This window comes from Thalassospira sp. MCCC 1A01428 (assembly GCF_002115825.1).
Lineage (GTDB): Bacteria > Pseudomonadota > Alphaproteobacteria > Rhodospirillales > Thalassospiraceae > Thalassospira.
Window position 1 is genome coordinate 187,647 of record NZ_JFJZ01000002.1, and the last position, 13,745, is coordinate 201,391.

Below are 13,745 nucleotides of genomic sequence, written 5' to 3' on the forward strand. Positions count from 1 at the left end.
ATTAACCCTTGGTTGGGCGAAGAGTCACCCCATTAGGGGCCGGGACGCAGCGGCGAACACAGCCGGTTAAAATGCGCCAGGCCCAAGGCAGGAGGCCGCAATGGAGACTTTGAAACAGGTTCGTTTGCCCCATTATGTGCAAACACCGCCCCCCGCCCATGGCGGGCATGCGGAAATTATTGATTTCCTATTATCCGGGCAGGATGTGCCCCAATGGCTGCGCGATGATTTGCATGGCACCGGCACGGTGCGCCCGGCGCGCGGTGCCATTGGCGCGGTTTTGGCTTTGCGGGACCATTTTGACCAATGCCATGAACCGGTTAGCCAAAAACAGTTTCACGACGGGTTATGTGAACTGGGCGGCCATTTTCCCTTGCCTGAACATCAAAAAATATCGTCGCGCGAACGCATTTACTGGCGGTATTTGCAAGGCGTTGAAAAACCGGTGTGGCAGGCGACGGTGTCACTGGCCCATATTCGGCAAAAAACATTTCCAGTGGTGCGCGATTTACGCAGCCTGATTGCCGATGTGGTTGCCAGCCGCAACTGGGCCGAACACCGCCTGGAGCTGGTGGAACAAAGTTTCCAAAAACCGGCAGCTGCCCCAAATGCCGTTATGGCAAAGGCGTTGGTGCGGCTGCGCCAAATGTCCCCCGGTGATCGGCTGCAACTGTTTAACAAGGCCAGGATGCGCCGCCCCGAACTGGCGAATACCGACATGCGCGAACCGGCCAAATGGGCCGATCTGGTTGCATCCGATCTGGGTCTTGTTTCGCGCTAGGGACAGGGCAACAGATTCTGAGCGGATTATATGGAAACGGTACGCTATGGTGTCATGGCGTGCCGTTTTGCGTTTGCACTGACTGACAACAGGAATGACGGCAACTGGCCCCTGAATGGGAAAATTGACAATCCTCCTTGATTGTCATCGGGCTTTGGCCGAGTTTGGCAGGATAAAAATGGTGCATACGCGCAAATTTCAGCAATGATGGAAAAGCCAATGACGGACACCCCGCAAACCCCGGCAACCGGCCCGGCCCCGGATGATCAAAACGCACGCCACGATGAGAAAATGAAAAAGATCAAGGCCGCGCGCGACCGTATGATGGCCGAGAAGATTGACAAAAAAGGCCTGGTGATTGTCCATACCGGCAAGGGTAAAGGCAAATCATCCTCGGCTTTTGGCATGGCGATGCGCTGTGTGGGGCATGGCATGAAGGTGGGTGTGGTGCAGTTCATCAAGGGCGGTTGGGAAACCGGTGAGGCAAAATTGCTGGCACAATTTCCCGACCTGTGTGAATTCCACGCCATGGGGGCCGGATTTACCTGGGAAACGCAAAACCGTGCTCAGGATATTGCGCTCGCCCGTCAGGCATGGGAAAAAGCCCGCGAAATGATGCGCGATCCGTCTTATGCCATGGTGATACTCGACGAATTGAACATTGTTTTGCGTTATGATTTTTTACCGCTGGATGATGTTTTGGCAGCCCTTGTCGATAAACTGCCAGACCAGCATGTGGTGATTACCGGGCGCAATGCACCTGAAAAGCTGATCGAAGCCGCCGATCTGGTTACTGAAATGACAATGATCAAACATCCATTTCGGGAACAGGGGATCAAGGCGCAGATCGGGGTCGAGTTTTAACTGGCCGTTTAATCGTGCTCATTGGGCCGTTTTGACCGGTTTGCAAGGAAAGTTTCGATTTTTTAATGAAATTGCCAGCCGTCAAAACCACCCCGGCCCTGATGTTGCAGGGGACGGGATCGGATGTGGGGAAATCCTTGCTGGTGGCGGGTCTCTGCCGGGCGTTTGCCCGGCGGGGATTGCGAGTACGCCCGTTTAAACCACAAAACATGTCCAATAATGCTGCTGTAACCGCCGATGGTGGTGAAATCGGCCGTGCGCAGGCTTTGCAGGCCCGTGCCTGCGGGGCGGAAGCCTGCGTGCATATGAACCCGGTTTTGCTTAAACCGCAAAGCGATATTGGCGCGCAGGTGGTGGTGCAAGGCCAGGTCTTAACCAATGCGCTGGCGCGTGATTACTATCGCCTGAAACGGGATTTATTGCCCCGTGTGATCGAAAGTTTCGATATTGTTGCCAGTGACGCCGACCTTGTGATTGTCGAAGGGGCCGGGTCCCCGGCAGAGGTAAATTTGCGCGCCGCCGATATTGCCAATATGGGGTTTGCCGAGGCGACAAAAATGCCGGTGGTTCTGGTTGGTGATATTGACCGGGGCGGGGTGATTGCCTCTATCGTTGGGACCCATGTTTTATTATCCGATAGCGATCGGCAATGGTTACGCGGTTATATCATCAACAAATTTCGCGGCGATGTGTCGCTGTTTGAACCCGCGCTTGATATTATTGTCGATCGCACCGGCCTTAAAAGTTTTGGTATCGCAACGTTTTGGCCGGGGGCCGCAAAATTGCCCCCCGAAGATGGCGTGGCGTTGGGGCAGGTTGAACGTTATCGTCGGTCCCTTCGTATGTCGGGATCCGCAATACAAAATCATAAAAATGATGGTATGGCAGATCGCAAGCGTGATGTTGATACGCAACGTCATGATGAACCACACCCGCCCATCAATGCCGGTGCCGATGTAGATGCCGCTATCACTGCCGCTGCCGCAGAAAAAACCGGTGGAAATGCTGCCGCTGACGGGGAGGCCATATTGCCAAATGGTAGGGTGCCTGTTGTGCGAGTTGCTGTACCGCACTATCCCCAAATTGCCAATTTTGATGATCTGGACCCCTTGCTGGCCGAACCGGGTGTTGACCTTGTTTTGGTAAAACCCGGTGAGGTGATGCCGGTGGATTGTGATCTGGTAGTATTGCCGGGCAGTAAGTCGACATTAGCTGATTTACGGTTTTTAAAGGCACAGGGCTGGGACATTGACATTAAAGCCCACTGGCGCAATGGCGGGCATGTGATGGGCATTTGTGGCGGGTATCAAATGCTGGGTACAATGGTATGTGATCCCGATGGGGTTGAAGGTGCGCCAGGTGACGAAGCAGGGCTGGGTTTATTAAACGTGGAAACCGTGATGGCGGGGCGTAAAACCCTGCGTACGGGCCATGCAGTTGTGGTGGGAAATGGCCGGTGTCCGGTGCCCGACGGCACGGTGTTGCGTGGATACGAAATTCACATGGGCCAAACTACCGGGCCGGACCGCAGGTTTGGCTGGGTGGCAACAGCGGGCAAGGTCGGGGCGGACACTGCCGCTGTTAATGATGCAGATGGCGCCATTGGTGGCGAAGGCCGGGTGATGGGGTGCTATTTGCATGGCATTTTTGCCAGCGATGATTTTCGCCGGGCATATCTGGCCGCCCTTACCGGGCAGGATGTTTGGGGGCAAACTATCGCGTTTGAGGCCGAAATCGATGCGACGCTGGACGGGTTGGCCGATCATCTGGAAAAATGCCTTGATCTTGATGCCTTGTGGGCGCTGGCCCAAACCCGTACCTGATAAAGGGCTGTGGTTGTTGATGCCGTTTTGGGGCATGGTCGTTTTAAATGCTATAGGGTTGTGTCTGCCGTTTCGGATGTCATGCTGCGTAAATCTATTCGGGCGGGTTTCAAAACCTGTTCTTACGGAAACATTGTTATAATCCGATGATTTAATTCGTTTTGTTAACGATTAGGCGGCATAATGGGGCATGTTAAACCGACATGGCGGTCAGGCGAAGGGATGGCTTTACATCACCCCCTGGCACATGTTTTTTAAAACCATTGCAAATCGGTCCCAAACCGGGTCAAAAGCCATCACTTTGTCACATCTTAATTCCTGATCGGTAAGCTGCTGACCATGCGTCAATTATATCACTTCTGGCTGTCCCCGTTTTCGCGTAAGGTCCGGCTGGTTCTTGCGGAAAAGAAACTGGATTTTCAATTGGTTGCTGAACCGGTATGGGAACGGCGCGAAGAATTTTTGCGCCTGAACCCGGCGGGTGAAGTGCCGGTTTTGCAAGAAGAAGATGGCACGATCATCGCAGACTCGACCGTGATTTGTGAATATATCGACGAAGTTTACAAAGATGATCCGCTTATGGGCAGTTCACCGGTGGAACGTGCCGAAATTCGCCGACTTGTTGCATGGTTTGATGGCAAGTTTAATACCGAAGTCACAGATAACCTGTTGGGTGAGAAATATCTGAAACGTTATTTTGCCAAGGGTTCCACACCTGATACCGGCTGCTTGCGGGCGGGCCGGGTGAATGTCGGGCATCATCTGGATTATCTGGGCTGGTTGTTTGAGCGTCGTAAATGGCTGGCGGGCGATCATTTGACGATGGCCGATATTGCTGCTGCCGCCCAAATTTCCGTTATCGACTATATGGGCGATATCAAATGGTCGCGTCATGAACGGGCCAAGGAATGGTATATGCGGATTAAAAGCCGCCCGTCGATGCGCGAAATCCTGGCTGATCGCCAGGTTGGTTTTCCGCCCGCGTCGCATTATGCCGATCTGGATTTTGAATGACCTTTGCCAACCCGCCAAAGTCGCCCGGATTTTATCCCGCTGGCGGGTTGAATGTTGCCAGTTATGATTTGCGCGCCGAACTGGACCGCAAACTGTTTGATGATCCCCTGCCCTTTTATCGCGACCTCGCGTTAAAGTCGGGTGGCCCGGTGTTGGAACTGGGCTGTGGTACCGGCCGTATCAGCGCCGAAATTGCTCAAAACGGCATTGAAGTTGAAGGGCTGGATTTATCCGACGCCATGCTTGCCATTGCCCGGCGCAAGCACCCTGCCCTGACTTTTCACCATGCCGATATGTGCGACTTTGATCTGGGCTGTCGGTTTGCCCTGATCATTATTCCGTTTCGCGGATTGCAGGAAATTGTGACCGCACAGGGCCAGCGCGTCGCCCTGGCGCGGGCATTTGCGCATTTAATACCGGGTGGCAGGCTGGTGTTTGATTTGATCGACCCTGATTTGCGGTATTGCCTGCCCGAAGGCGATGCGGAAATCGTCGCATTGCCGTTGTTTCCCATGCCTGAAAATCTCGGTTCTGTTGCGGGCAACAAATTACGTATTACTGCAATGGAACGTACCAATAACCCGCTGACCCAGCAATTTTCCGAACATTGGCGGTTTGAGGAAATCACCCCGAATGGAAAAGTTCTGCACCGCGAGGATAATTGGCATCACATGCGGTGGGTGCATCGGGCTGAAATGGCCCTGATGCTGGAGCTTTGCGGTTTTGTTTCGATTTCGGAATATTCAGGGTTTAACTTTGAACTTCCTCGCTATGCGGCCAATCAGGTGTGGATGGCGCAACGTCCATTGTAATGTCTGCCGTTGTACAGGCATAAAAATGGCCCGCTACCGATTTTCGGGCAGGCCATTTATGACGTGATGGACGTGGCGATATATCCCGCACCCGGCAATGGTCAGTTTTTGATAAACTTCTGGGCTTCGGCCAGCGCATTGCTGCGTTCGCCTTCGGGCAGCGGCACAAGGCCGTTATCGACCAGCAAGCCTTCGTCACCAATAATCGCATCGGAAACATAGCTGGCAACAAACGGGGCCAGATCGGGCACCAGTTGGCGGTGGTCATCCTTGATATACAGGAACAGGGGCCGCGAACCGGGATAGCTGCCATCCAGAATGGTGTCGTAATCGGGCATTACACCGGCAATGGGAACGCCGCGAAGCGATACCATATTGCGTTCCAGATTGTTAAAACCCATCACGGCATAGGATGTCGGGTCTTTTTCCAGTTTGCTGATCAAAAGCCGGTCGTTTTCCCCCGCTTCGATATAGGCGCCATCTTCGCGCATGGTACGACATAACAGGCGAAAACTGTCGGGTTCACTGCTTTCCATGGCGCTGATATCGGGGAATGTTTTACATCCCCGGTCCATCAAAAGCTGGCCCAGCAGGTCGCGTGTGCCCGATGTGGGCGGCGGGCCATAAACACGAATGGCAAGGTCGGGCAAGGACGCGTCAATATCTGACCACTTCTGATAGGGGTTGGGGACGCTGGCCCCCTGCACCGGCACGGTCCGTGCCAATGCCAGATAAAGCTGCCGCGGGCTGAGCTTCATTTCCGGGGCCTGTTTGGACCCAATCAGAACAATGCCGTCATAGCCAATGCGGATTTCCGAAATATTGCGCACAGAATTGGCGGCACAAACCGCACGTTCGCTGCCGGTAATCTGGCGCGAAGCATCGACAATATCGGGAAATTCATCGCCGATGCCGCCGCAAAACAGCTTGAACCCGCCGCCCGACCCGGTGCTTTCGACAACAGGGGACGGTTTACCAGTGGTTTTGCCGTAATGTTCAGCAACCTTGGCAGTCAGGGGATACAGCGTTGACGACCCGACAATGCGTATCTGGTCACGCGCCTGCGCCCCATGGGCAGACAAACCAACACCACATGCCAGGGCAATAAGGGCAGAATAAACGGAACGGCGCATCTTATCCCCCGATGCAAACACACAATAACAGGATCCGATTCACAATCAGATTTGTTTGCACCTTAGTTCTTCCTGGTTTTTTCTTCCATCTTCTTATCGTTACCGTTTTCGGACTCGACATCCATCTTTTCGATATTGTCGCGTGCGGCTTTTGCTGCCGGGGTGCCATCGCCCTGTTCAATCACGGCCAGCCAATCCTGGCGGGCTGCTTTTTTGTTGCCTGCAATCCGGTAAAGATTGCCGCTTTCCAGGCGGGCCTGCAGATGGTCGGGTTGCAATTCAAGGGCGCGGTCAATGTCGGCACGGGCAAGGTCATATGTTTCAAGCGCACGCCATGCACTGCCGCGATAAACCAGCGCATCGACATTTTTCGGGTCCAGGTCCAGCGCCTTGTTCAAATCATCAATTGCTTCCCAGTATTGCCCGGCCATGCCCAGGGTCACGGCACGGTCCACCCACAAGGACGGGTCCTTGTCGATCAGCTTTAACGCACGGGTCTGATCACGCCAGGCAAATTGCAGGTTGTTTACCATCGTCCATGCCTGTGCTGCCTGGCCCAGAAAACCTGCAACAATGTCAGCGGTAGATGCGCTGTTATCAGCCAGGTTATCAAGCTGGGTGGCCGCCTTGGTATAGTCGCCCAAACCAATCAGGGCGACGGCCGCGCAATGTTTGGCAGGTTCACCACCACCAAGATCAGCCCATTGGCTGGCACTGTCATAACCTTCCTGTGGTTTCAGACGGGCAAGTTTCAGGCAAGCCGCATATTGATGGGCGGCTTCGCTTTGGGGGCCTGCATTGGTTTCTGCTGTTTGCGCCATCACCGTTGCCGGAGCAACGACCAGGGTTCCGGTAAATGCCCCGATCATTCCGGCACTAACGGCTGTAAACAGGGACAGTCGGCGAAAACCGGAAAAAGGCGAAACGGTGCGTCCGGGCATGAAATCCTCATTGTGTGACATGGCGTTGATAAGGGCATCGTGTGCTGGCCAACTATAGCCGAAGTGCCGACATCCCATGCGATGAAAACGGCAACAAGATGATAGTGTTCCCGAAAAGACCGGTAATTTGGCAGTAATTCTTTTTTTGAAGCAGTTTGAATTGTTAAAACTGTGACAAAAAATAACCGGGATCACCGAGGGGGCGTCGCGGGCTTTTAAGGGTGCCAAGGGCGCATAATGCCAAGAGTCTCCTTCTAATTGGCGGCAAAAAACCCTACTGTGCGGCAAAATCAGGTGAAAAATCCTGCCCGCATTCAATAAGGCCGTATTGGTATGAGCAACAAACTTTTCTGTTTTGGCACCGGTTTTAGTGCGCGCCTCGTCGCGCGCAAATTACAGGCCGAGGGTTGGGAAGTCGCCGGAACCACGCGCAGCACTGATAAATTTGATGCCCTGATTGCCGAAGGCATTACGCCCTGCCAATTTGCCGAAGGTTTGCCGGTCGCCAACATTGCCGATGCCTTGCGGGGCGTGACCCATGTGCTGGTTTCTGCGCCGCCGGGCGGCGATGGCGACCCGGTGTTAAACCTGCACCGGGGTGATCTGGCGTCATTACCGGCGCAAACCTGGATCGGTTATTTATCGACTACCGGGGTTTATGGCGACCGGAACGGCGGCAATGTCGATGAGGACAGCGAATTACTGCCCAGTGGCAAGCGCGGCCGCCGCCGGGTGGCGGCGGAAAAGGCGTGGTTTGATTTGGGCGCGCGTCATGATTTATGCGTGCAATCGTTTCGGCTGGCAGGCATTTACGGACCGGGCCGCAATGCGCTGGAAACAGTACGATCCGGTCGGGCCCGGCGGATCGTAAAGCCCGGGCAGGTTTTTTCGCGCATCCATGTCGAAGACATCGCCCAAACCGTTCTGGCATCTATTGCGCGTCCCCATGCCGGGGCGGCCTATAATGTGTGCGATGATGACGCCGCCCCGCCCCAGGATGTGATTGCCTATGCCTGCGGGTTGCTGGGCATGGACCCGCCGGCCGAGGAAAATTTTGAAACCGCAGTGCTGAGCCCGATGGCGGCCAGTTTTTATGAAGATAACAAGCGGGTGGAAAATACCCGCATCAAGCGCGAACTGGGTGTTAATTTGCGCTATAATAGCTATCAGGCCGGGTTACAGGCGCTTTTGGACGACATTTTACGCAAAACCACGGGCGATCCCGGTGAAAATTGACAAAACCACATTGTTGACGGGGCTATTGCGTCGTATATAACCCTTCGACAGATGTATCAAAGTGGGCCGCATATCCATGACGGTGACCACCCCCCTGAATGGGCAGCCATCGGGCCGCCATCCCCTGGCACGCCATCAGCGCGGACCCAAGAGGCCGACGAGGAGAGAATTTACAATGGATCGTCGTATCATCACCGTATTTGGCGGCAGCGGCTTTGTTGGCCGTTATATCGTCAAGCGCCTGCTGGAAGCCGGGTACAATGTACGTGTCCCGACCCGTTATTTCGAGCGCACCAAAAAATTGAAACCGATGGGATATCTGGGCCAGATGGTTCCGGTTCATTGCGACATCAAGGATACGGATGCGATTCGTCGCGCTGTTGATGGCGCCGATGCGGTGATCAATCTGGTGGGTGTTCTGTATGAACGCGGTGCCAGCAGCTTTATGAACATGCATGTTCTGGCTGCCAAAAACATTGCCGAGGCATCAAAGGCCGCCGGGGTTAAAACCCTTGTGCATATGTCGGCACTGGGCGCGAACAAAAACCCGCACTCGCAATATGCCACCTCCAAACTGGCTGGTGAAAAAGCCGTGCGTTCGGCATTCCCCGAAGCCGTCATTTTCCGCCCGTCGGTTATTTTTGGCCCGGAAGACAACTTCCTGAACAAATTTGCCAGTATGTCGCGTTTTCTGCCGTTTATTCCGGTGGTGGGTACGCCTGCATTGCCGCATGTTGACCTTGGCAAGGGATCGGTTGATTTCTTTGGCGAAGGCGGCCCGAAATTCCAGCCGGTTTATGTGGGCGATGTTGCTGATGCTTTTGTAAAAGCTGTCGAAGACAAACATCTGGCCGGCGAAACCTTCGAACTGGGCGGACCGGAAGCATATAGCTTCTTGCAAGTACTGGAAGACATTCGTGAACTGACCCGTCAGCGCGTGTGCCTGTTGCCCGTGCCGTTCTGGATGGCGTCAATCATGGCGTTTTTCCTGCAATTCCTGCCCAAGCCGCCTTTGACCCCCGATCAGGTACGGTTGCTGAAAACCGATAACGTGGTTTCTGCCGATGCCAAGGGCTTTGCCGATCTCGACATCGTGCCCAATTGCATTGAAACCGTCGCCCCGTCTTATCTGAAGCGTTTCCGTCCGCCGCTTAAAAGTGGCGAGTTCCGCCGTTTTAGCTAAACCGGTATGGCGGGTTTGTTGGCTGCACCTGTTTGGTCTGGTGCCGTCTGACAAAATGCTGTGATACAAAAATGAAACACCCCGTCACAGAAATGCGGCGGGGTGTTTTTGTCTGGCTTGCGCCATCAAACGGGTGGGTTTTTTCGCCGTGTTTGCGCCGGCGGGATGCGGCCCTTATGGCTTGGCAAATCGGCTGGCGATTTGTGCGACACGTGCGCCATAGCTTTGCGCGGTTTCCATATCCCCCCTGGACATTTCATCGGGCGATGCATCGGCATCGGATTGTGCCATTGGCCCGATATAGGACCCCATCCGGTTGGGATCATCGCGTTTGGATGATTTCAGATTGGCAGGTTTGATTGCCAGGCTGACCCAGATGCCGCCATGCTGCCCGGCCAGAAGGGCGAAATATTGCAGGGTGTTCAGCTTGTCGCCATTGATGCTGGCGCTGTTGGTGAAGCCGCCAAAGATTTTGTCTTTCCATTTTTCTTCAAACCACGGTTTTGAAGACGCATCGGCGAATTTTTTAAATTGCCAGCTTGGCCCGCCCATATAGGTTGGAGAACCGAAAATGATGGCATTTGCACGGTCGAGAATGGTCCATGCATCGTCGGGGATATTGCCATCGGCATCAATCGCGATCAGGGCGGCATTGCCAAGGGATTCTGCCCCTTTGGCGACGGCTTTTGCCTGACGCTGTGTGTGGCCGTAGCCCGAATGATAGACGATGGCGGTGGTGATTTCGGAATGGGTCATTGTGGTTTCCTGTTATGCGTCGCGTAAAGCGATAGAAAATCGGTGGCTTGGGGGAAATGCGATAGGGCGGGGTGCCAGCATTGGCGTTCGGTATGAAGCAGACCGGCCGGTGGAAAGCGCATGGAATGTGCTAGCGGGTAAGGGGCAGAAGCGGATGCAGGCGGGGATCGCGCAGGTAAAGGCCACCCCAGGTTAAGACACCCAGCAAAGCCGAGGCGATTTCAGGGGCGGATCCCATTTCGCCCAGTCGGAAATGGGCGCAAATTGCCCCACCAAGAAACCCGGTGACCAGAATGGCCCCCAGGAAGCGCGTGGCAGGGAGGGCATATAAAAGGGCGCATCCCAGCATGATGTTGCCCAGTACCGGGGTTAAAGCCATGTCAAAGCCGGTTTCCTGCATCATGGCGGTGATGCTTGCCGGGGCAAGGAGCTGGGATGCGCCATCCAGTAGCAGAGCGATAACAACCAGCGCACTGGCGATCCGGCCAATCCATAGGGTGCGGTGTGTTGGAGAAAATTCGGGCATGAACCCTCCTTGAAGAATGCTTCAATTTGGGTGCGACGGTATAGTGTTTTATGAATGCAATAAATTATGCAAAAATGAACGCATTGTTATTTGATTGATAAACAATGGTGGTGCCGGATGCATAACCTGGAGCCGATCCTGATTTTCGTCAGGGTCGCGGAAATGGGCAGTTTTACCCAGGCTGCGGACTTTTTGGGGATTCAAAAAGGGCGGGCATCGACCGTTATTCGCAAGCTGGAAGAAGATGTTGGTGCGCGGCTTTTGCACCGGACGACGCGCAGCGTGCAATTGTCCGAAGATGGCAAAGCATTTTATGAACGCGCCTGTGCGTTGCTGGCCGATATGGATGATCTGGAAACCATGTTTTCGGGCGAACATGTTGGTTTGCGCGGCAAGTTGCGGGTTGATGTGCCAACAGGGGTGGCCTGGAAGGCGATAATCCCTGCCTTGCCCGATTTCATGGCACGATACCCGGAATTGGAACTGGAGCTGTCGAGTACGGATCGCAAGGTAGACCTTGTTCAGGAAGGGTTTGATTGTGTACTGCGCATCGGCCCTATCGGTGATGACAGCCTGGTTGCCCGTTCTTTGGGGCAAATGTGCATGATCAATGCGGCCAGTCCGACTTATCTTGCACGGGTGGGTACACCCCGAACTCTTGATGATTTGCGCAGTCAGGGGCACCGGGCGATTCATTACAGCCAGAATTTGGGGGCAAAACCTTATGGCTGGGAATATCCGTTAGAAGACGGTTCAGGCTATGCATCCATGCCAATGGCAGGTTCGCTGCACGTAAATAGCGTGCAGACATATGAAGCCGCTGGTCTGGCCGGGCTGGGCGTTATGCAAGCGGCCTATGCGGGGATAAGGCCGCATCTTGAAAGTGGCGAACTGGTTGAAATTCTGCCGGATTTGCGGCCATCACCGCTGGATGTGGCCCTTGTTGTGGCGCATCGGCGCAATTTATCGCGCCGTGTGCGGGCCTTTATGAACTGGGTTGAAGGGGTGATGACGCCCTATCTGGAATAGGGCGCTGAGCCGTACCGGTATTAGAGCCTGTGTTGCCGCCTGCGAACTTTACATCTCGCCCAGACCAAGGGCACGGCCACGGGCATTGTCGAGATGGCTGCGCAGGGCATTGACCGCGCGATCAGGGTCGCGGGATTCAAAACCGGCGATGATTTCCAGATGGTCATTCATCACGGTGGTCAGCAGTTTTTCGTTCAGACGGAACCGTTCCTGGCGGATCAGGCGGATTTTAACCGAATTGACCCGGTAAACATTGGAAATGATCGCGTTATTAAGCGAGTCGACAATACAGTCATGCAATGACCAGTCAACGGCCTGTGCGCGTTCCAGCAGTTCAGGGGTGATGCCTTTTTCCGCATCTTTCAGGACTTTTTCGTGGGCGGCGCGAATGTTGCCGATCATGTCATCGGTCGCGTTGATGGTAAAAAGGGCGGCGGCCTCAAGTTCCAGAAACATGCGCAGCTGAAACGCATTGCGCACCAGATCAAGGTCGATATGGGCGACCTGCATGCCACGCTGGGGAACGGTGGTGATCAGCCCGTCTGCTTCCAGACGGGGGACCAGTTCGCGAATCGCACCCAGCGGCATGCCGGTAATTTCGACCAGTTCACGTTGAGACAGAAATTGCCCGGGTAATATGTCGCGGGCCAGAAGCCGCTCGGTAAAGCTGTCATAGGCGCGGCTGCGAAGGCTGCGTTCTCCTCTGGGCCGGGCGGCTTCTGTCATGGTCTTACCTCGTTGGCGATGCAAACAGTTCGTCATAGCGTTGTGCAAGGGCTTGATACTGTGCCGGGGCCAGACGGGCAAGGGGGGCGCGGGCCGCCAGCCACGATTGATCGTTCCCAAGATGCCCGACCAGGGCCTTGACCGCCGGTGTTACCGGATATTGCAGCAGGGCCTCGACCAGTTCGGGCAGGCGGGCATCGGTGGGTTTACCAGCCAGAATAGCGGTTAAAAGGTCTGGGCGGAAATTGGCAACACCACTGATGGCGCCAGCAGCACCCAGGGCAACACCCTTTGCCAGCAGGCGTTCATCGCCAATCAGAATATCAAGGTCGGCAAAACGTTTAAGAAGTTCTTCGGTGTTTTCCCAGTTTCCTGCCGAATCTTTCACGCCGGTAATCAGGGTCGGGAAGTCTTTTTTCAGTTCTGCAACCATGTCCGGCGTGACCGGGGCGGCTGTAACCTGCGGGATATGGTACAAAATTACCTTCAGCCCGCTGGTGGCAATTTCATTAAGCAAGGTCCTGAACCACGCCAGTTGGCCATCATCGGCCACACCTTTGAAATAGAAGGGCGGGGCCAGCAAAATATGGCTGCTGCCCAGATCGGCCGCTTCGCGCGCACAGGCAACGGCATTGGGCAGCGACGATTCGATAATGGCAAACACGATTTTATCGGCCGGAATACCTGCCGCCGTCATGGCATTGTGCGCGCTGACTTTTTCAGCCTGCGACAAAGACGGACCTTCGCCGGTGGTGCCACCAAGCGTGACCGATGTACAGCCCTGTTCCAGCACATGCTGAACATGGCGCACCAAAAGGTCATTATTAACATTGCCGGCAGCGGTAAACGGGGTGGTTAGCGCGGCTGAAATGCCAAAGGGGCGGGTGGTGTCAAAAGTCATGGAGCGTTCCTGTCAGGCAA

At 54.7% G+C, this 13,745-nt stretch carries 14 protein-coding genes; 8 read left to right on the top strand and 6 right to left on the bottom strand.

Going from position 1 to position 13,745, the window contains the following annotated elements:
• The first annotated feature begins 100 nt into the window (after window positions 1-100).
• The 5 genes from THS27_RS02505 to THS27_RS02530 all read left to right on the top strand — a co-directional run bounded on the left by THS27_RS02505 (window position 101) and on the right by THS27_RS02530 (window position 5,294).
• Window positions 101-781, top strand: a complete 681-nt coding sequence (locus tag THS27_RS02505) for a hypothetical protein (protein WP_085587538.1) — start codon at window positions 101-103, stop codon at window positions 779-781.
• A gap of 219 nt (window positions 782-1,000) precedes the next feature.
• Window positions 1,001-1,645 carry a cob(I)yrinic acid a,c-diamide adenosyltransferase gene (cobO, locus tag THS27_RS02510; protein WP_085587731.1) on the top strand — a complete coding sequence of 215 codons (645 nt, stop codon included), beginning with the start codon at window positions 1,001-1,003 and terminating at the stop codon, window positions 1,643-1,645.
• A gap of 101 nt (window positions 1,646-1,746) precedes the next feature.
• The gene (locus tag THS27_RS27300) at window positions 1,747-3,468 is read left to right on the top strand and encodes a cobyric acid synthase (RefSeq protein ID WP_246832818.1); all 1,722 of its coding nucleotides are present in this window, start codon (window positions 1,747-1,749) and stop codon (window positions 3,466-3,468) included.
• A gap of 339 nt (window positions 3,469-3,807) precedes the next feature.
• A complete protein-coding gene (locus THS27_RS02525) occupies window positions 3,808-4,482 on the top strand; it encodes a glutathione S-transferase family protein (protein ID WP_085587540.1) in 675 nt (224 codons plus the stop codon).
• Complete coding sequence (locus tag THS27_RS02530) at window positions 4,479-5,294, top strand: trans-aconitate 2-methyltransferase (RefSeq protein ID WP_085587542.1); 816 nt, start codon at window positions 4,479-4,481, stop codon at window positions 5,292-5,294. The genes THS27_RS02525 and THS27_RS02530 overlap by 4 nt, the downstream gene beginning before the upstream one ends.
• A gap of 101 nt (window positions 5,295-5,395) precedes the next feature.
• Here THS27_RS02530 and THS27_RS02535 read toward each other — a convergent pair whose 3' ends face one another.
• Together THS27_RS02535 and THS27_RS02540 are read right to left on the bottom strand one after the other, a co-directional pair.
• On the bottom strand, window positions 5,396-6,427 hold the full coding sequence (locus tag THS27_RS02535; protein WP_085587544.1) for a substrate-binding domain-containing protein: 1,032 nt from the start codon (window positions 6,425-6,427) through the stop codon (window positions 5,396-5,398).
• Between the two features lie 62 nt (window positions 6,428-6,489).
• Window positions 6,490-7,368 carry a tetratricopeptide repeat protein gene (locus THS27_RS02540; protein ID WP_085587546.1) on the bottom strand — a complete coding sequence of 293 codons (879 nt, stop codon included), beginning with the start codon at window positions 7,366-7,368 and terminating at the stop codon, window positions 6,490-6,492.
• Between the two features lie 333 nt (window positions 7,369-7,701).
• Between THS27_RS02540 and THS27_RS02545 the strand changes: the two genes are divergently transcribed.
• Entirely contained in the window at window positions 7,702-8,604 is a 903-nt protein-coding gene (locus tag THS27_RS02545; RefSeq protein WP_085587548.1) for an SDR family oxidoreductase, read from the top strand.
• Window positions 8,605-8,779: 175 nt separating this feature from the next.
• Window positions 8,780-9,787: a complex I NDUFA9 subunit family protein gene (locus tag THS27_RS02550; RefSeq protein WP_085587550.1), complete on the top strand. Its 1,008-nt coding sequence runs from the start codon at window positions 8,780-8,782 to the stop codon at window positions 9,785-9,787.
• A gap of 174 nt (window positions 9,788-9,961) precedes the next feature.
• Here THS27_RS02550 and THS27_RS02555 read toward each other — a convergent pair whose 3' ends face one another.
• Both THS27_RS02555 and THS27_RS02560 read right to left on the bottom strand, forming a co-directional pair.
• Window positions 9,962-10,543, bottom strand: a complete 582-nt coding sequence (locus THS27_RS02555; RefSeq protein WP_085587552.1) for a flavodoxin family protein — start codon at window positions 10,541-10,543, stop codon at window positions 9,962-9,964.
• A 130-nt stretch (window positions 10,544-10,673) separates the two neighbouring features.
• The gene (locus THS27_RS02560) at window positions 10,674-11,069 is read right to left on the bottom strand and encodes a DoxX family protein (RefSeq protein ID WP_085587554.1); all 396 of its coding nucleotides are present in this window, start codon (window positions 11,067-11,069) and stop codon (window positions 10,674-10,676) included.
• A gap of 117 nt (window positions 11,070-11,186) precedes the next feature.
• Between THS27_RS02560 and THS27_RS02565 the strand changes: the two genes are divergently transcribed.
• Window positions 11,187-12,098 (top strand): LysR family transcriptional regulator, encoded by a 912-nt coding sequence (locus THS27_RS02565; RefSeq protein WP_085587556.1) that lies wholly within the window; start codon window positions 11,187-11,189, stop codon window positions 12,096-12,098.
• A 48-nt stretch (window positions 12,099-12,146) separates the two neighbouring features.
• On the opposite strand, the gene THS27_RS02570 is transcribed toward THS27_RS02565, so the two are convergent.
• Entirely contained in the window at window positions 12,147-12,824 is a 678-nt protein-coding gene (locus THS27_RS02570) for a GntR family transcriptional regulator (protein ID WP_085587558.1), read from the bottom strand.
• 4 nt (window positions 12,825-12,828) lie between these two features.
• Window positions 12,829-13,725: a dihydrodipicolinate synthase family protein gene (locus tag THS27_RS02575; RefSeq protein WP_085587560.1), complete on the bottom strand. Its 897-nt coding sequence runs from the start codon at window positions 13,723-13,725 to the stop codon at window positions 12,829-12,831.
• Window positions 13,726-13,745: the final 20 nt, after the last annotated feature.

Coding starts and splice junctions, on each gene's coding strand:
- THS27_RS02505 (WP_085587538.1), top strand. CDS start 101: ATGGAGACTTTGAAACAGGTTCGTTTGCCCCATTATGTGCAAACACCG.
- THS27_RS02530 (WP_085587542.1), top strand. CDS start 4,479: ATGACCTTTGCCAACCCGCCAAAGTCGCCCGGATTTTATCCCGCTGGC.
- THS27_RS02575 (WP_085587560.1), bottom strand. CDS start 13,725: ATGACTTTTGACACCACCCGCCCCTTTGGCATTTCAGCCGCGCTAACC.
- THS27_RS02525 (WP_085587540.1), top strand. CDS start 3,808: ATGCGTCAATTATATCACTTCTGGCTGTCCCCGTTTTCGCGTAAGGTC.
- THS27_RS02555 (WP_085587552.1), bottom strand. CDS start 10,543: ATGACCCATTCCGAAATCACCACCGCCATCGTCTATCATTCGGGCTAC.
- THS27_RS02545 (WP_085587548.1), top strand. CDS start 7,702: ATGAGCAACAAACTTTTCTGTTTTGGCACCGGTTTTAGTGCGCGCCTC.
- THS27_RS02535 (WP_085587544.1), bottom strand. CDS start 6,427: ATGCGCCGTTCCGTTTATTCTGCCCTTATTGCCCTGGCATGTGGTGTT.
- THS27_RS27300 (WP_246832818.1), top strand. CDS start 1,747: ATGTTGCAGGGGACGGGATCGGATGTGGGGAAATCCTTGCTGGTGGCG.
- THS27_RS02550 (WP_085587550.1), top strand. CDS start 8,780: ATGGATCGTCGTATCATCACCGTATTTGGCGGCAGCGGCTTTGTTGGC.
- THS27_RS02560 (WP_085587554.1), bottom strand. CDS start 11,069: ATGCCCGAATTTTCTCCAACACACCGCACCCTATGGATTGGCCGGATC.
- THS27_RS02565 (WP_085587556.1), top strand. CDS start 11,187: ATGCATAACCTGGAGCCGATCCTGATTTTCGTCAGGGTCGCGGAAATG.
- THS27_RS02540 (WP_085587546.1), bottom strand. CDS start 7,368: ATGCCCGGACGCACCGTTTCGCCTTTTTCCGGTTTTCGCCGACTGTCC.
- THS27_RS02570 (WP_085587558.1), bottom strand. CDS start 12,824: ATGACAGAAGCCGCCCGGCCCAGAGGAGAACGCAGCCTTCGCAGCCGC.
- cobO (WP_085587731.1), top strand. CDS start 1,001: ATGACGGACACCCCGCAAACCCCGGCAACCGGCCCGGCCCCGGATGAT.